Genomic DNA, 14056 nt, shown 5'->3' with positions numbered 1-14056 from the left:
CTACAGCAAAAAATGGTGCAAATATTCCGATGGCCTTCATTCCATTTGGTGTTTTTGATATACAAAAACGGGCCACGAAATGTTGGCCGGGAGCATACGGAAAAAAATCATTTTGCAAAATTATGCCTCTAAAAATACAAAAAAAAGTACTCCCGCAGGACGGGGCACCTTCTATAAAAAACATAAATATATTGTCGCTCATTCATAAGCCCATGCAATAGTTTACCCGTTACCCCGTCTGCTGTCAAGGCTGACTATTCCGGGGAAACGGGTAAATTATAGACGTCAAAAATGACTACCGATTATCAGAATCGTCGTCAAATTCATCCTCGTTTTCGGACTCTTCTTCGTCTTCTTCGAGGTCTTCATCTTCCAGATCGTCATCTTCAACCAGCACTTCTTCTTCGCTGTCTTCTTCGTCAAAGATGTCGTCTTCTTCTTCCTCTTCTTCGTCTTCTTCTTCGTCTTTATCCGTGCTGTCGAAGTCTTCATCGCTGCTATAGCTGTCTTCTTCTTCACCGAAGTCTTCATCTTCCAGATCATCGTCTTCATCGTTGATGATACGCGGACGCTTCGCACCCGTCATGGAATCTTCTGTTCCAGCTACCGGATACCAGCGCTTCAAGCCCCACAGACTTGTACCGACGCAAGCAAAACGGCCATCGATATTAATCTCGGTATATAGCTGGGCGATAAACTCGTTGATTTCTTCATCAGTCATTCCGCGCTGCTTCGCTACCTCATTCATTAAGTCACGATAGTAATACGGCGTATTAGCCGCCTTCAGCACCATAAAGGCAAGGTCCACCAAAGGGATCTCTCTTACCTTTTCTTTATCAATTTTCAAATTGAGCGAGGTACTCACTGCAGACACTTCCTCTCACACAAAATTCACTTTTTAACCCCTACGAACTGGACTGTTACGTATAACATATCCATTAACAAACCTAAGTAAAACCTATTTAGCGTTAAAAAGCAAGTTTTTATGTATGGATGTGACGCAAATGCGAAGAGCAGCAACAATATGTCCACATATTAAACGTGAAGTGACATCAAACCCACAGGAATATCCTCTTTTGCCAAAGAGACAACTCCATAATAAAAAAGACGGAGTCCCCTCCGCCTTCTGACTGTATACCCTTGGAGGATTACTCCTCACCAGGTTCCCCGCAAGAGCCCTCTAGCTCTCCATCCATCATATGTCCCTGCGCCCGTTTTGACACGAAGAGAATGTGTTTTTGTAAAAAAAGGGCAAGTTCCCCATGCGGCGGGATGAGCGCATTCATAGAATACCTCAGCATGTTCATCCCGAAGGGGGCTGCCCATTATGGACTATACTGGTTTATTGCATCAATTGATTGACGGAATGCGACGCCCTGAACCAGAACAGGGAGGGCGATATTTGATCCGATTTGCCAAACCGCAGCAGTACGAGGCCTGTCTCGTAGAATTGTCTCGAATGCGGAATGAATTCACCGACCTTGGGGCTGTCCGTTCCTCGCGACTGGCTCGTTCCATTATTGCTCCAGTCCAACGCCCGGAGGAGCTATACCGCTATGGGGATGAAATTACGATTGAAGCAGACGTTCCCATCTCCCTTCATGCCACCGCACTCCACAGCAAACCAAGCAATGCTCAAGGCATACCCTGGGGAGTGAAGCAGATTCGGGCGCCCAAAGTATGGTCTGTGTCTACCGGACACCGGATTAAAATCGGTGTGATTGATACAGGTGCTGATTATCATCATCCTGATCTTCGTTATTCTCTGGCACGCGGAATCAATCTGTTAAACCGCAGCCTGCTTCCTCATGATGATAACGGGCACGGCACCCACATTGCAGGGACCATCGCTGCTGCCAACAGTACCGCAGGCATGATTGGTGTAGCTCCACGCTCCCTGATCTATCCGGTGAAAGCATTTGACCACAACGGATCGGCTTATGTATCCGATATTGTACTTGGCATCGACTGGTGTGTGCGCAACAAGGTCGATATCATCAATATGAGCTTTGGCATGAAAACACGCAGCAAGGCGCTTCTTGACGTTGTCAACCGTGCGTATCATGCCGGAATCGTCATTGTTGCTTCGTCAGGAAATGACGGCAAACGCCGCAGTATTGATTACCCTGCACGGTATCCCCAGACCATATCTGTTGGAGCAACCGACAAAAACAGACGTATTGCATCCTTCAGCAATCGTGGCGCATATGTGGATGTCTATGCACCCGGTGATAAAATTGTCTCCTCCTGGGTACAAGGCAAACATCACGAGATGAGCGGTACATCCATGGCGACGTCCCATGTGAGTGGCGCTATCGCCTTGCTGCTCTCCAAACATCCGGGGTTATCCCCTAGTGAAATCAAGACACTCGTCAAACGTGCTACGATCCCGCTACGCGCTCGCAAGACTACCACATCAAAGAGCAAGGTGCGTGGTGGTGAGATTGATGCCCTGAAGCTAATGCAGGAGGGCGGGGAGTGAACCAGTCGGTCAGCCGTCAGCAGAACTTGATTGAGGCTCGTGGCGAAACGCAGTAGCTCGGCCCAGGCAGTACGCACGAGGGAGTATTACGTAGCGACTGAGACCCTAGGTTACGTCCAATGTGATGTCAGAGCAGGCTAGTGTGCCTTGGATGGGCCAGGCATTTCGTTTTCTTCAACTCAGGGTAGACAACAAAAAAAAGTCTCCATGTACCACGTTGAAGGCACTCAACGTGGACATGGAGACTTTTTGCCTTAGGCAGAGCGGCGGATAGGCCGCGAGCCTGGAATTTACATTTTGTCAGGAGCGGTTACGCCTACCAGACGAAGCGCTGTTGCGATAACGGTACGTACAGCACCGATCAGTGCCAGACGTGCTTGAGTTTGCTGCGCGTCTTCCGTAATGACACGTTCTGCACGGTAGTAGCTGTGGAACAGGGATGCCAGCTCGTATACATAACGGATGATACGATGAGGCGCATATCCTGTTGCTGCTGCCGAGATTTCCTCAGGCAGCTCTCCCATTTTGCGGAGAAGGTCATACTCGTGCTCTGTTGTCAGCTTGGACAGGTCAATCTGTGCCAGTGGCAGCAGTTCAATACCTTGTTCTTCAGCCTGACGGTATACGCTGCATACACGTGCATGCGCGTATTGTACGTAGAATACCGGATTCTCATTGGATGTCGATATCGCAAGGTCCATGTCAAAGTCCAGATGGGAGTCCATGCTGCGCATTGTGAAGAAGTAACGGATCGCATCAATGCCGACTTCATCCATCAGGTCTTCCATCGTTACAGCTTTACCTGTACGCTTGGACATCTTCACTTTTTCACCGTTCTGGAATAAGCTCACCATCTGTGCAATCAAGACCACCAGTTTCTCAGGGTCATTACCCAGTGCTTGCATCGCCGCTTTCATCCGTGGAATATATCCATGGTGATCGGCACCCCAGATGTTGATCATCGTGTCGTATCCACGAGCATATTTGTCGCGGTGATAAGCAATATCTGGCGTCAGGTAAGTATACGTGCCATCGTTCTTGATCAATACACGTTCTTTGTCGTCACCGTACTGCATCGTTTTCAACCAAGTTGCTCCGTCTTGCTCATAGATCTCATTGCGGTCACGCAATTCATCAAGCACTCGTAGCACTTCTCCGTTGTCGTACAGGGAAGTTTCGCTGAACCAGATGTCAAAGTTAACACGGAAGCGATTCAAGTCACGTTTGATCTTGTCCAGTTCCTTCTCCAGACCAAAGTCACGGAAATAAGCCGCACGGTCACCCGGATGCATGGACAGCAATTCATCACCCTTTTCAGCAACAAGCTGCTTGGCGAATCCTTTGATATCTTCACCGTGATAACCGTCTTCAGGCATCTCTGCATCCTGACCCAGCTCTTGCAGATAACGAGCTTCAATGGAACGAGCCAGATTAAACACCTGATTACCTGCATCATTAATGTAGTATTCACGGGTTACATCATATCCTGCGTAGTCAAGGATGTTACATAGTGCATCACCTACAGCTGCTCCACGGGCATGACCCAGATGCAAACTGCCTGTCGGGTTGGCACTGACAAACTCCATCTCGACTTTGCGTCCTTCTCCGATGTTAATTCTTCCGTAATCATTACCCTGCTCCTGCACAAGCCCAAGTACTGGGTAAAGGTAACTCTTGTCCAATTTGAAGTTAATGAATCCTGGACCAGCAATTTCAGCCTTCTCGATTCCTGCTTCAGCCAGATTCAGATTGGCAATGATCTCTTCAGCAATCTGACGCGGATTGCGCTTGGCAATCTTGGTCAGCTGCATGGCAGCATTGGTCGCCAAGTCCCCGTGTGTCTTCTCACGCGGCACTTCCAATGTGATGGCTGGCAATTCTTCCTGCGTAACAATTCCGGCAGCCACAATGGCGTTACCGATGGCCGTGCTTACCCGTTCGTTAATCGTATCTAGTGGATTACGTGTCATGAAATTGGTTCCTCCTGTATATGCAAACTAATCGCGAAATGTCCGGATTCTTCATCAAAGCGGTAAAAGTCGTAGCTCCACGCTGCGCGTGCGCTCAATCCCTGAATAGAAAGCTCCAGCTTCTGTGTATGCGTGGACAGGGCAAACGACATGTATGGTGATCGGTAGAAACCAGGAAGCTTCCGATTCAATTCAAAAGTCTGCTCCGATTCCACCTCACCATGACGTATAATCTTGATGGATTGTCCGCCCAGCTTCAATGTTGTACGGGTTGTACCTCCCTCAGGTCCAACCTGAGGTTCTTCATAACGAACATAAAGAACAGACCCTTTTAACACGGCTTCACCCTGCATTTCCTGCAGCACATCTTCACCTTCATAACGGCTGTGCAGCCGGATGTGTACCGGTCGCATGTTCGACATGAATGTTAACCTCCATTATATTCGAGGCGACGCAAAATCAGGCACGGCTGGTGAGAACAGCCCTTCCCGTATTATTGTGTCGCTATACGCGCTCATATTCCCGGATAGCTCGCTATCCTACACTCTACTGTATAACTATATCCAGTTCCCTCGCTCAATTCAAATCCAAATTCAGAGTTTTTTCCTCATCAAGCCAAAAAAGAAGAGCCGCACCTGTAAAGTGCAACTCCCTTTTGCTTCATTATAATAAGATTCGTTCATCCGATCAGGCCCATTGCGATTCATAAGGAAAAGGACATGTCGACTCACTCAGCTTCGCTCGCACCTGTACGAGACAACCACAATGCCGACAAGTTGTGCCATATTGCAATCCCGGACAAGCAAAGCAGATGGATAGCCGACGTTCATATTCCTCATCCTGTACCGTCGGACGCGAACGCGAGGCAATCTCCACAAGTCTGGCCATTTTGGCATCGCTAATCTTCACATCGTACTGATCATTACAGCCCTTGCAAGGTTCCTGCCTTTTCATGCATTAACCCTCGACAGCGAGCACCCCAACCGATGCTGGTGGAAGGACAAAACGCAGTGTGTTATTCTCCAGTGTGATTCCATCCCACGCCACAGGCTGAACATGATTCGGCTGTTCAAAGGTATTGAATGCACCAAAATCAGTATGGTGCAGAATCTGCCCGTTTACTTTAGCCGCTTGAGCTGCGTCCAGCTGACACACAACTTCCAACTCATCGGTATGACTCAGATTACAAGCTGTCACATGAATGACCCCATCCTTGTTGCGGGAAGCTGATAAGCTGAGCTGCGGAATGGTCTCTTCTCCGAATGTGTATCCTGGGCTATCATAATTCAAATCCAGTCGTTGTGCATCCATATGAACCTGATACATATCAAATACATGATACGTAGGGGTCAGGAGCATTTTGTCCCCTTCGGTGAGCACAAGCGATTGAAGCACATTGACGATCTGTGCAAGATTTGCCATGTGTACCCGTTTATTATGTTGGTTGAAAATATTCAGGTTAACACCTGCAAGCACAGCGTCCCGCATCGTATTCTGTTGATACAGGAACCCTGGATTAGTTCCTGGCTCAACGTTATACCACGTGCCCCATTCATCCACAATAATGCCGACTCTGCCCTCTGGATCATATTTGTCCATGATTTCAGAGTGTTTCACCAGCAGTTCATCCATATGGAGTGTCTTTTTCAAGGTGGTGAACCATTCAGCCTCACCAAATCCTGTAGCTGCGCCTTTATCGTTCCACTCTCCTGTAGGGATGGTGTAATAATGAAGACTGATTCCATCCATAAAACGAGCAGCTTCCCGCATCAGGACTTCCATCCATTCATAGTTACCTTCGTTCGGTCCACAAGCGATTTTATAAATCTCGTTCCCGGAATAGTTACGTACATATGTAGCATACCGGCGATATTCATCCGCATAATATTCAGGACGCATATTTCCGCCGCATCCCCAGTTCTCATTTCCCACGCCAAAATACTTCATTTTCCACGGTTCTTCCCTACCGTTACTCTTACGCCAGTTCGCCATCGGGGATTCGCCGTCAAACGTGATGTACTCCACCCATTCCTGCATCTCCTGCACTGTACCGCTACCCAGGTTACCACTGATATATGGCTCCGTGCCGAGCAACTCACATAATCTCAAGAATTCATGTGTACCAAAGTGATTGTTCTCTTCCACACCGCCCCAGTGTGTATTGATCATACGAGCACGCTCACTCTTCGGACCTACACCATCTTTCCAGTGATATTCATCGGCAAAACAACCGCCTGGCCAGCGAAGTACTGGAATATTAAGCTTCTGCAAGGCCGTCAATACATCATTTCGAATCCCATCTGTATTCGGAATGGGTGAATCTTCTCCTACCCACAGCCCCTCATAAATACAACGTCCCAAGTGTTCGGAAAAGTGACCATATATATTGCGATTTATTAATCCTTGATCTGAATCTGCCTTTAGAATAACATCAACCATGATTTCAACCCCCATAAATTGTATTGTTATCGCTTACAATAACTCGTTTTGGAGTAGGTTTCAACCGTTTTTATTTCTACATAAACAAGCCTCTTCCTGTGTAATTGATTAGGAAAAGGCCTGTTTGTTATAGATATTCATGCAGAGGCATACCAAATTGATTTTTATTCATTTCTAATTTGGATTTGCTCCATTGTTATTTCAGAATAACAGGCTACTTAATCCTGCTCTGAAGGCAACAACATTTTTTGTGTCCACGTCGTTCCACCATCCGTAGTCTGATAGATCGCAGGAGAGTTATCACTTGTGACTACGAGCCAACCCGTCTTGGCCGATGGGAACGAGATACGGGAACTGTATCCCGGATCTTTCAGGTCAATATTTTTCCACGTGGAACCTTTATCATAAGAACGTCCAATACCCACTTTGCCAGCTGCGGGTGAACCTGCAGACAGATACGCCGTCTGATTACCAATCAACGCCATGTTGCCGGGATGACCACCCGGGTTGGCTGGTCCGTTTCCTTTGCCCGTACTGTTTGTACCCGGTGCAGGACCTCCCCCTGCTGTGGATTGCGCAAATACTTGGGTCCAGTTCTTGCCTTGATTACCGCTCGCATAGAGGGAGTACGATTGTTGGGACATGCCTGCATCACCATACAGAAGGGCCCATACTTGCTGGCCATGTGCATACAGATCCCCTCCGCTCCATGTGTCTGAGACAACTCGAAGAGAGGTTGTCCAGTTCTTGCCGCCATCACTCGTTTGCTTCAGATGATATCCCGATCCAGGTACAACCACGACGGCATACCCTTGTTTCTCTGTTGCAAAGGCAGCTGCACGCGTGTTGGCAGGTGTATTCATTTTACTCCAGGTTACCCCGCCATCCTTCGTCTGATATGCACCATTATAGGTATATCCATAACCTACATCTTTATTGCGAAAATCGATTCGTTTGAATTGAATGCCCGGCGTATCAAGCCGCGTCCAGTGCGATCCCCCATCATGGGTACGGATTAGATAGGTTGCAGGTGAATCCTTCACTCGCGCCAGCGCATATCCGTTCACATTATTCGGAAAATCAAGCTGAGTGAATTGCCACTGCCCGGTATATATGGACTGCCACGTACATCCTGCATTCGAGGTACCGATCAGGAAGCCTTCACCCCCAGCTCGTCCAGTCGTATCATTAAGAAAATCAATGTCCGTAAATTGCAGGTGTTGCTCTTCCACACCGCTGCCCTTTTTTAATGTAGCAGATAGTCCATGATCTCCCTTTCCACATGCCTGTGAGGATGCAGCGTTAGCACCTGATAGTGTATGTACCGGACCCATCCCCCAAGCCAGCGTTAACGATAATGCGAGTGCACCAATCCGTTTCCATGTCATTGTACTCTTGGTTGTCATCGTAACACCTCCTTCTATGGTTTTACCCAAATTTGATGGTTCTAACGTAACAATCTAATTAACCCTGATGACAATTTTGCAAGAAAAAAACCACCTTTACCCATGATTGGATCATGTAGGCAAGGATGGTTCATCACCAAACATTGTGTACTCTAAATTAAATGGGATACGTCACCACAGCAAGGATAACAAAACTGATACTTAATAAAAATAAAAAGCATAAATATTAAGATAGAGTCATACCAAGGCACGATATCTGCGTTAGAGGAGAGTCCATACTAACACATGAAATAAATGGTAGAGGCAAGGGAACATACGTGCTATAATTAATGTTATGGACTTTTGAATATCGGTGGATGTTTTCCAGACCACGGCGCAGCTTCCCAAAAGGGGGTGACGTCGATGGTCAAACTTGTGGCGTTGCTTGATGTAATCCGATGGATTGCTGCGATCCTCAGTATTGTACTGAGTGGGCGAAAGCTTTACCGTTGGTTGCGCAAAAAGTTTCGTAGCAAGCGAAAACCCACCTCATAAGGTCGGAAGCCTGACGGTGGGTTTCGCTTGAATAGCATTATTTAGTTCATGCGCGCCGTGGCAATCCACAGCCTTTCGGGTCCTAAGAGTCTTTACCGTTGGCAGCGGTAAAGGCTTTTTTTAGTATATGACCGAACCCGATCACCATATACTTCACGAATGTAATATATCAATTAATATACTACTGAATACTTATGTAGTCAGTATAGCACAGCTCTGTACAAAAGTTAACAATACAAAACGCCCTCTCCTGCGCATATTTGAACCCGCGCAGACAGAGAGCGTTATACTTATCGATTATTCTGTGATTATTTCACGAATCCAAGCAGCATTTCACGAATCAGCTTCGCAGCTACAATCTGTGTCTGTTGTGTTGGATCATAGATTGGTGCAACTTCAACTAAGTCACAACCAACTACATTTACATCAGATCCCGCGATCATATGAATGGCTTCAAGCAGTTCCTTGGACGTAATACCGCCCGCTTCTGCTGTACCTGTTCCTGGTGCTGCTGACGGATCAAGCACATCGATGTCGATGGTCACATACACCGGACGGTTGCCCATCTTCGGAAGAGCTTCCTTCATCGGAGCTGCCACTTCAAATGGATAGAAGTTGATGTTCTCGCGACCATACTGGAACTCCTCACGGGAACCGGAGCGGATACCGAACTGATAGATGTTTTTGCCACCCATCAACTCAGCTGCTTTACGCACTGGTGTGGAGTGGGACAATGGCTCACCTTCATAGTTTTCACGAAGGTCAGCGTGTGCATCAATATGAATCAGGATAAGATCCGGGTATTTCTTGTACATCTGTTGGATGACTGGCCAAGTAACCAGATGCTCGCCACCGAGACCAACTGGGAATTTGTCGTCAGCGAGCAGACTTCCGATGTATTCATGAATTACCTCAAGGCTGCGTCCCGCGTTACCGAAAGGCAAAAGCAGATCTCCAGCGTCAAAGTATGTCATGTCTACAATGCTTTTGTCGAGATATGGGCTGTACTCTTCAAGTCCAACCGATGCCTGACGGATATGAGATGGGCCGAAACGGGAACCCGGACGGAAGCTGACGGTGTAATCCATCGGCATGCCATAGATAACCGCTTTCGAGTTCTCATAATCCTCAGAGCTGCAAATAAATACGTTTCCTGAATAAGCTTGATCCAGTTTCATTAATGATTTCCCCTTTTATTTCGTTAAATCTTCCACGAATTTAGGAAGTACAAATGCTGCTTTGTGCAGACGCGGAGAGTAATACTTGGTATCCATCTCCGGGATTTGAGTCTCATCCACTTCAAGCGGGTCATGTTTCTTGCTACCCATGGTGAATGTCCACAAACCACTTGGATAGGTCGGAATATTACAGCCGTACACATGTACGATCGGGAAGATTTCTTTGACGTCTTTGTTCACCTTCTGGATCAGATCCGCCTTGAACCAAGGGTTGTCCGTTTGGGCAACGAAGATTCCGTCTTCTTTCAATGCTTCGTAGATGCCTTGATAGAACCCACGCTCAAACAATGGAGCAGCCGGGCCTACAGGCTCCGTAGAATCTACGATGATCACATCGTATTCATTTTTATGTTCAATAATATGCATGTAGCCGTCGTTTACGAGCACTTCAACATTAGGCTCGTCCAACTTGCCAGCGATTTCAGGCAAATATTTTTTGGAGTATTCAATGACTTTACCGTCAATTTCGACGAGAACAGCTTTTTCTACAGCAGCATGTTTAATGACTTCACGAATGACTCCGCCATCGCCGCCGCCGACAACCAGAACTTTTTTCGGATTCGGGTGAGTGTTCAGCGCAGGATGTGCCGCCATTTCGTGATATACGAATTCGTCTTTTACGGTCGTCATCACCATGCCATCAAGAAGCAACATGTTACCGAATTCTTCGGTCTCTACCATGGCCAAATCTTGGAAATCCGTTTTCTCTGTAACATAGGTCTGCTTAATCTTCGCGGTGATCCCGAATACCGGGGTCTGTTTCTCCGTAAACCACAATTCCATAATCTCTACCTTCTTTCCGTAAAGTTAATGATCAGCCATACCCGACCAAGCGCTGTGCACTATGATCGGTTCGCCCAAGCACGTCCAGCGTTCGGCGCCATATCGCGTTATGATTGCCGGCCTGCGGGAAAGGTCCGCGGTTCACTTCATTATATAGATTAAATTGACCAGAGCGTGCAGAGCGTCTGACTAATCAATGAATCAATGACCATTCGTCTGTTCGTCCTTACGCGCTTTAGTATCTTGTGCCGAATCTTACCTTTTCATTACCCTTTTGCATTATACGCGATTGACGTTTATACTGCAAAACGGTTTTTCCTTCGAAAAGGCTACATTTTGTTTGCTTATGCACCCAATTGAATATCCCTGCCAATGAAGTCCCATACTGGAAGAAAAGAGAGGAGCCCGTTCCATGACCAAGCCAAATCAAAAGACCCGCAAACGCGGGTTCCGTGTACGTAAATTCATTAAAAACCTGTCTCTGCTCGCCGTGCTCGCTATGGTTGCTACCGCTGCGGGATTGGTGTACCTATACGCTACCAGCCTGCCCCTCGCAGACTCTGATCGGAATTCCAGATTACTGGACAGTCAAGGTGAAGTGATCGCTACCTTCTCCGCAGGTGGCAAAGACTCTGTACCCGTTCAACTGGAGGATATCGCTCCGGATCTCGTCAACGCCACTCTGGCTGTAGAGGACCGCAAGTTCTATAATCACTACGGGTTCGACGTGCAAGGGATGGGACGGGCTGTGCTCGTTAACCTCGAACATATGCAGATGTCGCAAGGTGCGAGTACATTGACTCAACAGCTGGCGCGCAACCTGTATCTATCTCATGAGAAAACATGGACTCGCAAAGCCAAGGAAGCCATGTACACGGCGCAATTGGAGATGAAATATAGCAAAGATGAAATTTTGCAGATGTATCTGAATGAAATCTATTATGGGCATGGTGCGTACGGAATCGAAGCAGCTTCGCGAATGTATTTTGGCAAATCAGCCAAACAGCTGGACCTCGCAGAGAGCGCCATGCTGGCAGGAATCCCAAAAGGACCGACCTACTATTCACCCTATAACCATATGAAGAATGCCAAAGACCGGCAGAAGATTGTGCTGAATGCCATGGCTGATATCGGCAAGATCACCCAGGCCGAAGCAGATAAAGCTTATGAGAAAATGCTTACGTTCAAACCCGAAAGTGAGCGTAAAACGGTGGAAAGTGCACCGTATTTCCGCGATTATATCCGTAATCTGGCCATCAAAGAGCTGGGAATCAGTGAAGCGATGCTGGATCATGGGGGATTGAATATCTACACCACCCTGGATCTGCGTGTGCAAAAAGCAGCTGAAGACGCCATAGCCAAGGGTATGGATGCCAAAAGCGAGCTGGAGACAGCGCTGGTGTCCATCGACCCTCGGACGGGCTACATCAAAGCCATGGTGGGCGGCAAGAATTACCGCACCAATCAGATTAACCATGTACTGGCGACAACGCGCCAGCCAGGTTCGGCGTTTAAACCGATTATGTATCTGGCAGCCCTGGAATCCAAGCAGCTCACCAGTGCATCCATATTTAACAGTGAACCTACCCTTTTTCACTATGACAATGACCGCAAAACCTATAAACCCGGCAACTTTGGAGACAAGTATCTGGGTGAGATTGATCTAAGACAGGCGATCGCTGCTTCAGACAATATCTATGCGGTGAACACCATTATGCAGATCGGTCCTGATCAGGTTGTGAGTATGGCAAAAAACCTCGGCATTACAAGCAACCTGAGCGCCGTACCTTCTCTTGCACTGGGAACGTCACCTGTCAGCCCGCTGGAGATGGCGTCGGCCTTTTCCGTCATTGCTGCTGGTGGACAACGGACGCCACCTGTCGCCATTCTGCAAGTAACAGATGCCGCAGGACGTGTACTCTATGAATCGCCTCAAACCAAGGCTGAGACCGTCGTGGAACCTGCAGCAGCTTATGTCCTGACTCGTTTAATGGAAAGTGTCTTCGAAAATGGAGGAACGGGTAACCGGGTGTCTAAGGCGATCAAACGTCCGGTAGCCGGAAAAACGGGAACAACCAACACGGATGCCTGGCTCGTTGGATTCACACCGGAGCTCTCCACCGCGGTATGGGTTGGGTACGACCAAGGCAAAGCCATCTCAACTTCGGATGGCCGCCGGGCAGCGCCAATCTTTGCCCAGTTCACAGAGCAGGCACTTGCGAGCGTACCACCCAAAATTTTCACCGTGCCTGATCATGTCGTAAGTGTCTATATTGACCCGGAATCCGGCAAGCTGGCAGGCAACGGTTGTGAAGAGAAACGGCTGGAAGTTTTTATTGATGGTACTGAACCGACAGAGGTATGCCATGGCACGACGGATGATTCGGATTCTGGAGAAGATGAGAAGACCCGTCAGGTACAGAATCAACAAGGCATACAGGAAGAGAAACATTCCTGGTGGGGAGATTTCAAACGTTGGTGGGTAGAATGACGCAAATGCGCGATGACTTAGTTGCGTCACCTATAACCCCTAATTGTATTGAACAATTGGAAATTCACTTCGGATGAAAACTCATAATTATTCAGATCGATGAATACAATTAATGCACAAGCAAAAGACCCCCAACCGAAATTTCCGGTCAAGGGGCCTTTTGCTTTTTTGCTTTTATACTTTGTTGAAAGATCTGCCTTAGGCGAGTGCTTCTTTCAATTCATCTGGAGAAGCATTCCACCATTCCTCGTTGTGTGAGATCAGCAGTGTCTTAAGTGCAGCTCGAGCTTCAGGTCCAAGCTCATCCAGCATGAACCGACGCTTCAAGGCATAATCCATGCGATTCACATGTTCCGCCAGCAGTTTCCATCCACGTCTTGCTTCCGTATCAATCCACATCTCACATGCCGTTGCTCCACCATAGAGTTGGCCTTCCTCCGTGCGATCGACAGCTACCCACACCAGCCATACCTGGCGTCCGTTGGGCACATCTTCACGATTGGTAGAGAACTTGATATTGCGTTCCACTTTGCTCTTCGCATGCATCGCACCGATATCGATTTTGGCTTCGCCATTATCAATAATGACCGGGGAAAGGTTATTCAGCTCAATGGAGCCTGCACCGAAGCCTTTATGCTTGCTTTTTGCACTAACGATATTCAAGGCAATCTGTTTTTTGCCGTTTTGCTCGTTTTGGTCCATGTTTATAACCT

At 47.7% G+C, this 14056-nt stretch carries 12 protein-coding genes; 3 read left to right on the top strand and 9 right to left on the bottom strand.

Features of this window, described 5'->3' with window-relative positions; genetic code table 11:
* Positions 1-295: 295 nt before the first annotated feature.
* On the bottom strand, positions 296-865 hold the full coding sequence (gene rpoE / locus MHI12_RS00595; RefSeq protein ID WP_341005709.1) for a DNA-directed RNA polymerase subunit delta: 570 nt from the start codon (positions 863-865) through the stop codon (positions 296-298).
* A gap of 462 nt (positions 866-1327) precedes the next feature.
* Here rpoE and MHI12_RS00590 point away from each other — a divergent pair, with 462 nt between their 5' ends.
* Entirely contained in the window at positions 1328-2482 is a 1155-nt protein-coding gene (locus MHI12_RS00590; RefSeq protein ID WP_405171224.1) for a S8 family peptidase, read from the top strand.
* Between the two features lie 290 nt (positions 2483-2772).
* On the opposite strand, the gene argS is transcribed toward MHI12_RS00590, so the two are convergent.
* The 5 genes from argS to MHI12_RS00565 all read right to left on the bottom strand — a co-directional run bounded on the left by argS (position 2773) and on the right by MHI12_RS00565 (position 8297).
* Positions 2773-4452, bottom strand: a complete 1680-nt coding sequence (gene argS / locus MHI12_RS00585; RefSeq protein WP_405171223.1) for an arginine--tRNA ligase — start codon at positions 4450-4452, stop codon at positions 2773-2775.
* On the bottom strand, positions 4449-4874 hold the full coding sequence (locus MHI12_RS00580) for a DUF1934 domain-containing protein (protein ID WP_017691299.1): 426 nt from the start codon (positions 4872-4874) through the stop codon (positions 4449-4451). Before MHI12_RS00580 ends, argS begins: the two co-directional genes overlap by 4 nt.
* A gap of 265 nt (positions 4875-5139) precedes the next feature.
* The gene (locus MHI12_RS00575) at positions 5140-5406 is read right to left on the bottom strand and encodes a DUF6171 family protein (RefSeq protein ID WP_405171222.1); all 267 of its coding nucleotides are present in this window, start codon (positions 5404-5406) and stop codon (positions 5140-5142) included.
* A 3-nt stretch (positions 5407-5409) separates the two neighbouring features.
* A complete protein-coding gene (locus MHI12_RS00570; protein ID WP_405171221.1) occupies positions 5410-6891 on the bottom strand; it encodes an alpha-N-arabinofuranosidase in 1482 nt (493 codons plus the stop codon).
* A gap of 218 nt (positions 6892-7109) precedes the next feature.
* Entirely contained in the window at positions 7110-8297 is a 1188-nt protein-coding gene (locus tag MHI12_RS00565) for a hypothetical protein (RefSeq protein ID WP_341005705.1), read from the bottom strand.
* A 402-nt stretch (positions 8298-8699) separates the two neighbouring features.
* Between MHI12_RS00565 and MHI12_RS00560 the strand changes: the two genes are divergently transcribed.
* Positions 8700-8831, top strand: a complete 132-nt coding sequence (locus tag MHI12_RS00560; protein WP_017691304.1) for a hypothetical protein — start codon at positions 8700-8702, stop codon at positions 8829-8831.
* A gap of 308 nt (positions 8832-9139) precedes the next feature.
* Here MHI12_RS00560 and speB read toward each other — a convergent pair whose 3' ends face one another.
* Both speB and speE read right to left on the bottom strand, forming a co-directional pair.
* A complete protein-coding gene (gene speB / locus MHI12_RS00555; protein ID WP_036607280.1) occupies positions 9140-10009 on the bottom strand; it encodes an agmatinase in 870 nt (289 codons plus the stop codon).
* A gap of 15 nt (positions 10010-10024) precedes the next feature.
* A complete protein-coding gene (gene speE, locus MHI12_RS00550; RefSeq protein ID WP_017691306.1) occupies positions 10025-10852 on the bottom strand; it encodes a polyamine aminopropyltransferase in 828 nt (275 codons plus the stop codon).
* A 412-nt stretch (positions 10853-11264) separates the two neighbouring features.
* Here speE and MHI12_RS00545 point away from each other — a divergent pair, with 412 nt between their 5' ends.
* On the top strand, positions 11265-13343 hold the full coding sequence (locus MHI12_RS00545) for a transglycosylase domain-containing protein (protein ID WP_405171220.1): 2079 nt from the start codon (positions 11265-11267) through the stop codon (positions 13341-13343).
* Positions 13344-13541: 198 nt separating this feature from the next.
* Here MHI12_RS00545 and MHI12_RS00540 read toward each other — a convergent pair whose 3' ends face one another.
* Positions 13542-14045, bottom strand: coding sequence for a YwhD family protein (locus MHI12_RS00540; protein ID WP_341005701.1), 504 nt, complete (start codon positions 14043-14045; stop codon positions 13542-13544).
* Positions 14046-14056: the final 11 nt, after the last annotated feature.

The sequence above is a fragment of the Paenibacillus sp. FSL H8-0280 genome (genome assembly GCF_045040665.1).
GTDB classification, from domain to species: domain Bacteria; phylum Bacillota; class Bacilli; order Paenibacillales; family Paenibacillaceae; genus Paenibacillus; species Paenibacillus xylanexedens_A.
The sequence above is the reverse complement of the archived record's forward strand: the minus strand, read 5'-3'. Positions and strand labels throughout refer to the sequence as shown.

Excerpts from the sequence above, each read along its gene's own strand:
- MHI12_RS00590 (WP_405171224.1), top strand. The coding sequence starts at position 1,328 with ATGGACTATACTGGTTTATTGCATCAATTGATTGACGGAATGCGACGC.
- argS (WP_405171223.1), bottom strand. The coding sequence starts at position 4,452 with ATGACACGTAATCCACTAGATACGATTAACGAACGGGTAAGCACGGCC.
- MHI12_RS00580 (WP_017691299.1), bottom strand. The coding sequence starts at position 4,874 with ATGTCGAACATGCGACCGGTACACATCCGGCTGCACAGCCGTTATGAA.
- MHI12_RS00575 (WP_405171222.1), bottom strand. The coding sequence starts at position 5,406 with ATGAAAAGGCAGGAACCTTGCAAGGGCTGTAATGATCAGTACGATGTG.
- MHI12_RS00570 (WP_405171221.1), bottom strand. The coding sequence starts at position 6,891 with ATGGTTGATGTTATTCTAAAGGCAGATTCAGATCAAGGATTAATAAAT.
- MHI12_RS00565 (WP_341005705.1), bottom strand. The coding sequence starts at position 8,297 with ATGACAACCAAGAGTACAATGACATGGAAACGGATTGGTGCACTCGCA.
- MHI12_RS00560 (WP_017691304.1), top strand. The coding sequence starts at position 8,700 with ATGGTCAAACTTGTGGCGTTGCTTGATGTAATCCGATGGATTGCTGCG.
- speB (WP_036607280.1), bottom strand. The coding sequence starts at position 10,009 with ATGAAACTGGATCAAGCTTATTCAGGAAACGTATTTATTTGCAGCTCT.
- speE (WP_017691306.1), bottom strand. The coding sequence starts at position 10,852 with ATGGAATTGTGGTTTACGGAGAAACAGACCCCGGTATTCGGGATCACC.
- MHI12_RS00545 (WP_405171220.1), top strand. The coding sequence starts at position 11,265 with ATGACCAAGCCAAATCAAAAGACCCGCAAACGCGGGTTCCGTGTACGT.
- MHI12_RS00540 (WP_341005701.1), bottom strand. The coding sequence starts at position 14,045 with ATGGACCAAAACGAGCAAAACGGCAAAAAACAGATTGCCTTGAATATC.